9 protein-coding genes are annotated in these 7737 nt (G+C 28.6%); 1 reads left to right on the top strand and 8 read right to left on the bottom strand.

The window, feature by feature from the left end; all coding sequences use genetic code 11:
* Positions 1 to 220: 220 nt before the first annotated feature.
* The gene (locus Q4Q40_RS23535; RefSeq protein ID WP_303304508.1) at positions 221 to 2380 is read right to left on the bottom strand and encodes a peptidase domain-containing ABC transporter; all 2160 of its coding nucleotides are present in this window, start codon (positions 2378 to 2380) and stop codon (positions 221 to 223) included.
* A 210-nt stretch (positions 2381 to 2590) separates the two neighbouring features.
* Between Q4Q40_RS23535 and Q4Q40_RS23530 the strand changes: the two genes are divergently transcribed.
* Complete coding sequence (locus Q4Q40_RS23530; RefSeq protein WP_303304507.1) at positions 2591 to 3469, top strand: IS982 family transposase; 879 nt, start codon at positions 2591 to 2593, stop codon at positions 3467 to 3469.
* A 424-nt stretch (positions 3470 to 3893) separates the two neighbouring features.
* Here Q4Q40_RS23530 and Q4Q40_RS23525 read toward each other — a convergent pair whose 3' ends face one another.
* From Q4Q40_RS23525 to Q4Q40_RS23495, 7 genes are all read right to left on the bottom strand, one after another.
* On the bottom strand, positions 3894 to 4040 hold the full coding sequence (locus tag Q4Q40_RS23525; RefSeq protein WP_303304506.1) for a class IIb bacteriocin, lactobin A/cerein 7B family: 147 nt from the start codon (positions 4038 to 4040) through the stop codon (positions 3894 to 3896).
* Between the two features lie 23 nt (positions 4041 to 4063).
* Positions 4064 to 4216: a hypothetical protein gene (locus Q4Q40_RS23520; protein WP_303304505.1), complete on the bottom strand. Its 153-nt coding sequence runs from the start codon at positions 4214 to 4216 to the stop codon at positions 4064 to 4066.
* 163 nt (positions 4217 to 4379) lie between these two features.
* On the bottom strand, positions 4380 to 5621 hold the full coding sequence (locus Q4Q40_RS23515) for a hypothetical protein (RefSeq protein ID WP_303304504.1): 1242 nt from the start codon (positions 5619 to 5621) through the stop codon (positions 4380 to 4382).
* Between the two features lie 88 nt (positions 5622 to 5709).
* Positions 5710 to 5844, bottom strand: a complete 135-nt coding sequence (locus tag Q4Q40_RS23510) for a class IIb bacteriocin, lactobin A/cerein 7B family (protein WP_303304503.1) — start codon at positions 5842 to 5844, stop codon at positions 5710 to 5712.
* A gap of 44 nt (positions 5845 to 5888) precedes the next feature.
* Positions 5889 to 6029, bottom strand: coding sequence for a class IIb bacteriocin, lactobin A/cerein 7B family (locus Q4Q40_RS23505; RefSeq protein WP_303304502.1), 141 nt, complete (start codon positions 6027 to 6029; stop codon positions 5889 to 5891).
* 118 nt (positions 6030 to 6147) lie between these two features.
* Positions 6148 to 6474: an HTH domain-containing protein gene (locus tag Q4Q40_RS23500; protein ID WP_303304501.1), complete on the bottom strand. Its 327-nt coding sequence runs from the start codon at positions 6472 to 6474 to the stop codon at positions 6148 to 6150.
* Between the two features lie 44 nt (positions 6475 to 6518).
* On the bottom strand, positions 6519 to 7685 hold the full coding sequence (locus Q4Q40_RS23495; RefSeq protein ID WP_303304500.1) for an HlyD family secretion protein: 1167 nt from the start codon (positions 7683 to 7685) through the stop codon (positions 6519 to 6521).
* Positions 7686 to 7737: the final 52 nt, after the last annotated feature.

Raw genomic sequence — 7737 nt, 5'->3', positions numbered from 1 at the left:
TTGTTCCAATTCCTTTAGTAATTCCAGCCTTTCTGCTTCTGAAAGACTAGATAGACCTTCCTTCATTTTTAGTAAATCCATAACATAAATATACAAATAATAGCTCGATTAAACTAGAGCCTTATATATTTATTAAAATATTTAATACTAGATCTATTATCAAAATTATGAGTTGTATCATTTTCTTAATTAAAATTTTTGAATTAAATAGGGTGGTTTTTTAAAGTTCTATAAGCGGTATTTGTTGTTGCCATAAATTAAAATAATGTCCTTTTTTAGAATACAATTCTTTATGTGAGCCTTCTTCTAATACTTCTCCTTTATCTAGCACTACAATTTTATCGGCATTAATAACGGTACTTAATCTATGAGCGATTATAATAATAGTTTTATTTTTTTCTCTTAATGTGCTTATCGTTTTTTGAATAAAATTTTCAGATTTACTATCTAACGACGATGTTGCTTCATCTAAAACCAATATTTCGGGGTTTTTATATAAAGCCCTAGCAATGGCGACCCGTTGTTTTTGTCCTCCAGAAAGAGACGCGCCATTTTCTCCTAAATAGGTTCCAAAGCCGTTAGGTAAACTTTCAATAAATTCTAAAATACCAATAGATTTACAGATGTCTATTATTTTTTCCATGTTAGGTACAAATTCACCAACAGCTATATTTTCAACTACATTACCTGCAAATAAGTCTATTTTTTGAGGTACCACACTAACCAATTCTCTAAGACTTGCAGTATCTATATAATTTAAATCCAATTCACCAATACTAACTTGCCCGCTTTGCAAGGGGTAAATATTTTGTAGCAAAGACATTAAAGTAGATTTACCAGAACCACTCTCTCCTACAATAGCTGTAATTTTTCCTTTAGGGATTGTTAAATTGAAATCTTTAAAAACTTCTACTCGTGTTCCGTATCTGAATTTTACATTTTTAAAATTAATATCTCCTATTTTCTCTTGGGTAAGTTTGAATTTATTCTCGGATTCTTCACGCTCTAAATCCATAATTTCAAATAATCTATCGGCAGCAATAAGCGCATTCTGTATTTCCTTATTAGCACCTATTAAACTAGCTACGGGGCTTGTAAAATACCCCACAATAGCATAGAAAGACAATAATTCTCCTGCTGTAATCTCTCTCTCAATCACAAAATAAGAACCACTCCACAGTAATATTATAGTAAACAGCTGTGCTATAAAAGTAGAGCTTGTAGATGAGAAGACAGAATTTAAAGCCGATTTGTAACCTATCTTTAATAAATTAATAAAGCGTGTTTCTGTTTTAATATTAGCAAAACCTTCTAAACCGAAACGCTTTATAGTTCCTACAGAATTTAATGATTCTACTAACTGACTTTCTAAATCTGCACTACGTTCCATAATGGTTCGCTCTGTTTTTTTATTCAGTTTATTCATTATAAAATAAACAAGTGCATAAAGAGGTATTACTAAAAGCATTATAAGTGCTAGTTTCCAGTAATAGAAAAACATTAAGCCAAATGAAAAAACAAGGATTAATAAATTCACTGTTAGATTGAGAGATACGCCATTTATAAAGGTGCGTATTTTAACTGCATCGTTTATACGTGAAATAATTTCACCAACACGCATAGTATCAAAAAATTGCTGTGGTAGTTTTAGTAAATGCTTATAATAGCCCAAAATAAGACGTGCATCTATTTGTTGCCCAGATTTAACTAAAAACACATCTTTAAATGCCCCTATAATTATTTGTAAAACCAAAAGACAAATCATAATAATACTTAGTAAGTTTAATAGTCTAGTATTACCACTTACTAAAACAAAATCGGTTAGTTTTTGAATATATATGGATGTTGAAAAACCTAATAAGGTATACACCACAGCACCCACAAAGGCTTGTATTAAAACAAATTTATGTGGTTTAAGTAAAAACCAAAAACGCTTATATATAGAAACCTTTTCGTTTGTAGCTACAAAATCTTCTTTTGGTAGTAGTAATACTAAAACACCTGTCCATTCTTTGGTAAATTCTTCATGTGTTTTTTTATGAAGTTTCCCATCTCCAGGATCCATAATAGTTATATGAGTTTTAGTAACCTCATAAATAACCACATAATGATGTAGGTGTTCTTTAACTATAATATGGGCGATAGCAGGTTTAGGTATTTTAAATAAACTATCTAATTCACCACGAACACCTTTAGCTTCAAAACCTAATTTTTGTGCTGCTTCTATTAACCCTAAAACGTTAGTACCTTTTTTATCGGTGCCCGCATATTGACGTATGCGTGCTATTGGTATTTGTAAGTTGTAATGGGCTGCTATTGATGCTAAACATGCAGCACCACAATCTGTAATATCGTGTTGTTTTATTTTTATACCTGCCATACTTTTTATTTATATGGCAATATTAGAAGAGTTTACTGCAGAAGTATTGCAGGGAAAATTATTCTTTCATAAAAAATAGAAAACACAATTATTGTTAATAATCGTGTTTTAACTCTATGATAAATATTAATTTAACCCGTTGTGCATTTAGAAAAAGTTGTGCAAACTACTAAATAGTAGTAAATTGTAGTTACGACACAACAATTAGCGATGCACAACTTTAAAGCAAATTACGATAAAATATTAGAGGTTTTAAAAGGATTAGGTGCAAAATCAGATTATTTACATCAAATCCGTAAACCCAAGCTAAACGATTTAGAACTTATAGCCATTGATTTAACCTCAGAATATATGAGCATTGATAGTGAATGTCAACTTTTTAGGATATTGCCTATTGCTTTATCAAGTAAAATAGAACGAAGTGTTTATAACAGGCGTAAGCGGAAATTATTCAGTTTTAGAGAAGCTATACGAAAAGATATGGCTTTTAGGTTGAATAACTCTCAAGATTGTTTCATAGTTGATAGTATGCCATTGGAGGTATGTAAATTATCTCGGAGCTCAAGAAGTAGAATATGTAAAGAAGAAAACTACAGTCAGCCCGTGAAAGGGTACTGTGCTAGTCAATCTACGCATTATTACGGTTATAAACTTCACGCTGTTTGTTCGGTTCAAGGAGTCATTGAAAGTTTAGATATAAGCCCTGCTTCGGTTCATGACATCAACTATCTTAAAGATATCCAAGGGCAATTAAAAGATTGTATCTTGTTGGGAGATAGAGGATATTTATTTGCTGAATATCAATTAAATTTGTTTGAAAGTTATAATGTAAGATTGGAAACGCCAATGCGAAGCAACCAGATTAATTACAAAGAACAACCCTACATATTTAAAAAATCAAGAAAACGTATTGAAACTTTATTTTCTCAATTATGTGATCAATTTATGATAAGACGAAATTATGCCAAATCTTTTGATGGATTCAAAAATAGAATCTTGTCCAAAATCACAGCAATGACAGTGGTTCAATTTATCAATAAGTTCGTGTTTAATAGGAATATTAATAACTTAAAAATTAATATAGCCTAAATGCACAACGGGTTAATTTATAACTAAATAGACCGATATAAATATCAGCCTTTTTTGTAATATATCTAGTTAACTAACTCTTAAAAAAATAAAGAAAAAGTATAATTAATGAAATAATAAAAGAGGCTGCTATTATCCAAAATCCAGATTGTATTTTTTTATCTAACATTTTATTGGGTTTTAATTTTTTATTAAATTAAAACCCAATCCCTCCTAAGCAAAATCATAGAAGGTGTTTTTTTAGTGTGTAAGATACCCAACTGCGTAACCTAAGAAATAAGAACCAATAATTAAAGCAGCAATTATCCAAATTACTGATTGTATTTTTTTAACTACCATTGTATATTTTTTTTTACAAAATTACAAAATTAAAATCAAATACCTTCTACTCAAAATGTAGAAGGTATTTTTTCTGTATTTACCTTTATCTGGAAAGATATCCTACTGCATAGCCAAGATAATAAGCTCCTGCAAGAGAAGCTACTAAATATGCTCCAATAATACCTCCATTAATATCGAGACACTCTTCTGATCTTAATTCTTTAAGATTGTAATTTTCAATATTTTTCATATAGTAATTGTTTTTAAAAATTATTAAGCTGAATATCCATCATTATACCCTTTTGTATAAGCGCCATATAACATAAGTCCAAATAATATATTTATTTCTACTATTATACCACCATTACACTTTTTAACTTGTTTAGCATTCATTTCCTGAACACCAAAATTTTCTACATTTTTCATAAATATAATTCTAATTATTAAATATTTGTTAAGCAAATTTTATCAAAAAAATGAAGTTACGTCTAACTTATAATCACGTCTGATTTTTTATTTTGATTACATCAAATTTAATTGTATCGACTGCATAAACCTTGCAGTAAAATGATTGAATTAAAATTCATTATTACCATAATAATGAAAAACCAAAATTAAGTTTAGTATTTTCATCTAAGCTTGCATATTCTGGAATGAATCCAACTTCTTTGTAACTTAAACCGGTATTTAAATAAATACTTTGTTTATTATTTTTAGTATTGTAAACTTTATAGCCTAAGTTAAGGTTACCACCATAACCAAAATCGCCTTTTTCTTCTATAAAGGACAAGTTTTTTGGTTGAGACCAAAAATTCATTCCACAATTCAATAAAAGTTTATCTTGATGAAAAGAGTAATTTAATAAATTTATGCCTCCTCCTAAAAACCAATTATCTTTATTATGAAATTGCCTTAAATAAGAATGAATTCTTATTCTATCTTTAAAAATAAACCAAAAATTTTCATCAATAAAACCTCCAAATGGTGCTAAAGTATATCCTAAACCAGCATTAATTTTTAATTTTTCATTAATTTTAAAATTACTTTTTCCAAAAACAATAGGGTTTGCTATATTTAATAAAGACAAAATAGATACTTTATTTATAAACTGTTTTTCTTCTTTTGTTAAATCACCAAAATTGGTATATCTATAAAATTCCATATCTGGTCGATGCAAATGTCTTATGGCACCAAAAATATCATGCCCAACAATATCTCTTTCAAGCTCATTGTCTTCCTCTTTTAAATTAGGAGATAATTTAGGAATAAGTGCAGTTAAAAAATAACCAATATGTGAAAATTTATGAGTTAAATAATCTATTTCAAGGTTTTTATAATCATCTAGCTCTAAAGCAATCAAACTTTCTGTTCTATGGGTAATACTATAATCTGATTCTAATCCCCCAGTATGCAAACGAATATAATCTTGAAAATTATTTTGTCTTAAATTAATTAAAGTTTCATCTGTTACCCCCTTTACATAAGCTACACCGTCAAAAATTGAAAAAGGTTGACTTATAGAGCCAATCTCTAAATTGGTTAATACAGATCTATGCCCTTCTTCATGTGTAATTATAAGACCTAAAAAAGAAGCACTAAATTTAAAAATCTCATCTATCTTAGATTCATCATTGTCAATTAACTTCGTTAATATTCTGTTTGCAGACAAGTAATTTTCATTAGCTTGCTTCATTGTAAGCAAATTTGACCCATCAATTAATGAGAAAGAATATAACTCTTTTGAAGAATGTGAATCTTCTATCTTTAATTGAGCACTTATTTTAATAAAAAAAAGGCATGTAATTAAAACGATATTTTTTTTAAAATTCATATTTTTAATAAACTAAATAGTGAGGTTGTAAAATTAACCTCACTATTTTTCTGTCAAAGAATAATTGTTTTTGCTATTACCTCTAGAATTATTGTTTCCAAAGATGATGTATAATAGCTCCAACTACTGCAATTAATAAAACGGCAAAAATCCCACCCCCATTAACTTTTTCCATTTCGCTATTATTCATTTCCTGAACACTAAATTTTTCTAAATTTTTCATAAAATAAAATTTAATTATTATTCATTTGTTTTTGATTAGCTAAACTAGCTCACTGTTACATTTTTACCAAAAACTGCTATTGCAATAACTACGGCTAATGCAAAAAGACCCCAAAAACCTCCATTAACTTCTTTCATCTCTTTAGTATTCATTTCTTGAATACCAAAATTCTCTAAATTTTTCATAAATATAAAATTTTAATTGTTAAACATTTTTGTAAACTTTTTACAAAAAACTATCAAAAACACAAATAAGTTACGTCTAACTACACCACATTTGGTCTTGCTTTTTGATATAGCTAATTTATGCGGATAGACTGCACAAGCCTTGCAGTGAGTTCGTTTTCTTTAAAAAATAACTACCCCCAAACAATTGTAAGACTTCATTATTACTAAGTGCTGTTACCGATATATTAATTTGGAGTTTAAAATCGTCATTATAATAATAGGTTTTAAGGCTTCGATTATAGCATACAGGAGCACTTATGTCTTTTAATTCTTCTATTAAATTGTACAATAAGCGTTCACTAATACTCATAAATTGAGCTAGCTCTTTTGGTGTACCTGTATTTTCTTGCTCTATACGTTGATGCAATTGTTGTAGGCGCTCTAATTGTTTTATGCTTTTCATAGGCTTATATTATTTTTAACACTTCGACTCTGCTCAGTATAACATTAATTAATAGTTGCTAATTCTTTTTGGCTAGGGTTTACCCAATCGTCAACTTTATCGTATAGTAAATCAAATAAAGTGCGTTCAGTTAATTTAAATTGTGCATTGAGGCTCATCCCTTTTTTTAATTTGCCTTCAAAACCATTTTTGAGACTTAGTGCATCTTCATTGATATGGCACAGTACTTTAAATACAGATGCATTTTCAATTAACTCTATATCTTTACTTATTTCAATAACGTTACCCGTAGCCAATCCCCATTGGTTATAGTTGTAAGCATCTATTTGAAAATTTACTTGATTGTTAAGTTTTAGTAAGCCTATATCTTGTGGACTTATAAGGCATTCAACTAGCAGCGTGGTATTGGGTGATATGCTCGCAAAAGCATCACCAGCATTTAAAAAACTCCCTTTTTCTATGCTTTTTACACTAATTAAAGTGCCTGTTATAGGAGCAGTAACCACAAATTGAGATTTATTGTCTTGTAACTGCTTTGTAACACTCTCTATTTCTAATAAATCATTCTTATATTCTGTAAGAGCAGTTTGCCAAATATTACTTTGTTGTTGTTTTAGTTGATAAAGGCTATTTATAACCAAATCATAATCAAAAACTACATTTTCAAATTCTACTCTGGCTATAACGCCTTTTTCGAATAAAGTTTTACTTCTGTCATAATCCTTTTTTAATTTTTTTCGCCTAGTATATAATTCTTGTACCTTCTGGTTATACAAGAGATATTCTTTTTTATATCTAGGAGATTTTATTTTACTGTTTTGCGCTTTTTTTGAGTTTATCAAATAGATTAAGTCATCAATAAATAGATTAATATCGTCTGTTTGATGCTTTGATAAATTTAGTTTTTCATTAATTATGGTGTTATCTAGGGCTAATAAAGTATCTCCTTTTTGTATAGGAATATTATTTTTTAAGTTAGTAGAGATCACTTTTCCCGAATTTATAGAAGTGACAATTAGTCGTTCTTTATCAGGTTTTATAAAACCCCTAGCTGAAGTGTAAATATCTACATGAATACATGGTAATAAGCTAATAATTGTAATGAGCGTTATTAAAATTATAGTATAAATTATTTTGCTTTGTTTACTATGTTTAAACTGATGAGCTTCAATAGTGTTTTCTATGATCTCTTTTGGGAAAATTTGTTTCATAAATAAGCTAAACTTCGTTAAAAAGGTGCAAAATAAATTGCACTTGTTGAAT

This window comes from Flavivirga jejuensis (genome assembly GCF_030540765.1).
In the GTDB taxonomy this organism is placed as follows: Bacteria; Bacteroidota; Bacteroidia; order Flavobacteriales; family Flavobacteriaceae; genus Flavivirga; species Flavivirga jejuensis.
The sequence above is the reverse complement of the archived record's forward strand: the minus strand, read 5'-3'. Positions and strand labels throughout refer to the sequence as shown.

Coding starts and splice junctions, on each gene's coding strand:
- Q4Q40_RS23535 (WP_303304508.1), bottom strand. CDS start 2,380: ATGGCAGGTATAAAAATAAAACAACACGATATTACAGATTGTGGTGCT.
- Q4Q40_RS23530 (WP_303304507.1), top strand. CDS start 2,591: ATGCACAACTTTAAAGCAAATTACGATAAAATATTAGAGGTTTTAAAA.
- Q4Q40_RS23525 (WP_303304506.1), bottom strand. CDS start 4,040: ATGAAAAATATTGAAAATTACAATCTTAAAGAATTAAGATCAGAAGAG.
- Q4Q40_RS23520 (WP_303304505.1), bottom strand. CDS start 4,216: ATGAAAAATGTAGAAAATTTTGGTGTTCAGGAAATGAATGCTAAACAA.
- Q4Q40_RS23515 (WP_303304504.1), bottom strand. CDS start 5,621: ATGAATTTTAAAAAAAATATCGTTTTAATTACATGCCTTTTTTTTATT.
- Q4Q40_RS23510 (WP_303304503.1), bottom strand. CDS start 5,844: ATGAAAAATTTAGAAAAATTTAGTGTTCAGGAAATGAATAATAGCGAA.
- Q4Q40_RS23505 (WP_303304502.1), bottom strand. CDS start 6,029: ATGAAAAATTTAGAGAATTTTGGTATTCAAGAAATGAATACTAAAGAG.
- Q4Q40_RS23500 (WP_303304501.1), bottom strand. CDS start 6,474: ATGAAAAGCATAAAACAATTAGAGCGCCTACAACAATTGCATCAACGT.
- Q4Q40_RS23495 (WP_303304500.1), bottom strand. CDS start 7,685: ATGAAACAAATTTTCCCAAAAGAGATCATAGAAAACACTATTGAAGCT.